Source organism: Caballeronia sp. M23-90, assembly GCF_053574605.1.
Window position 1 is genome coordinate 1 of sequence record NZ_JBSIPA010000815.1, and the last position, 1,346, is coordinate 1,346.

Annotated in this window: 1 protein-coding gene; it reads left to right on the forward strand. The window is 52.5% G+C overall.

The features are described 5' to 3' along the window. Nucleotides 1–42: 42 nt before the first annotated feature. Nucleotides 43–1,062: an IS110 family transposase gene (locus tag ACRXB1_RS36105; protein WP_449494783.1), complete on the forward strand. Its 1,020-nt coding sequence runs from the start codon at nt 43–45 to the stop codon at nt 1,060–1,062. Nucleotides 1,063–1,346 lie beyond the last annotated feature (284 nt).

The window sequence follows — 1,346 nt, forward strand, 5'->3', positions numbered from 1 at the left end:
GGTGCAAAATGCAAGTATTTCCCAGCGCCAGGAGAATCCGAAATGAATGCTACGCCAGTTGGAGTTGATCTTGCAAAGAGTGTCTTTCAAGTGCACTACATCGACCAGGAAACTGGCGAGATTGTGAACCGGCAGATCAAGCGAGCGCAGTTTCTTGAGCACTTTGCGAATCGTGCACAGTGTTTAATTGGCATGGAAGCCTGTGGCAGCGCGCATCATTGGGCGAGGCAATTAATACAGATGGGGCATCTGGTCAAATTGATGCCGGCGAGGTTTGTGAAGGCGTTCAACATTGGTAATAAGACTGATGTGGCTGATGCCAAGGCGATATGGTTAGCGACGCAGCAGTCGAGCAAGTCAGTTGCCATGAAGACAGAGATGCAGCAGGCTGTTCTGATGATGCATCGGCAGCGTGAACAACTTGTGAAGTTCCGCACGATGCAAATCAACGGTTTGCGTGGCATGTTGGCCGAATTCGGTGAGGTGATGGCCAAAGGCCGGGCGGCCTTGGTCAAAGAAATGTCCGGCGCACTCATGCGAGTCGAAGCACGGCTGCCGAAAGTTCTGATCGATACGTTCCGCGAGCAATGGGCACGAGTCGAAAACCTAGACCGAGAAATTTCGACGATAGAACGGCGGCTCCGCGATTGGAAAAAGGAGGACAAGTCAGTGACGGTGATCAGCGAGATTCCGGGCGTCGGATTGCTGACAGCAACTGCAGCCGTTGCGATGATAGGGGATCCGAAATCATTCAAATCTGGGCGCGAGTTCGCAGCGTGGCTTGGGCTGGTACCGAAACAAACAGGCACTGGTGGCAAGGTGAGCTTGCAGAGCATCAGTAAGCGGGGCGATATTTATCTGCGAACGCTGCTAATTCATGGCGCGCGATCGGTTTTAACGCGCACCAAGGAGCCCGGCGCATGGATTGAAAGCTTAAAAAAGCGTCGACCTCCAAATGTTGCGGTAGTCGCATTGGCGAACAAGATGGCACGCACGATTTGGGCGGTGCTCGCACATGACCGGCCGTATCAGAAGAATTATGTGAGCATCGTCCCGGCCTGAATGAAGGCCGCCACTTGGAATATTAACGTTTTACAAGAGGTGAACATCGAAAGGTTGCGTTGGCATTCGAGTGTAATGACAAGACAGGTCGGACCGGGACTCACTAAACCTGAATGTGTTACCGAGCTTTGAGCTCGTCTGAGTAATGAGGGGTGAGTCAGCGGATTTCATTGGGGCCCACAGCCAGCCACTCGGCTGTAACAAGGCCGGATACATAGCTGCAAGCCTTTCTGTCATGTTGGAACACACGAAAAACTGGCGCAAATGGGATGCGTTCATACATA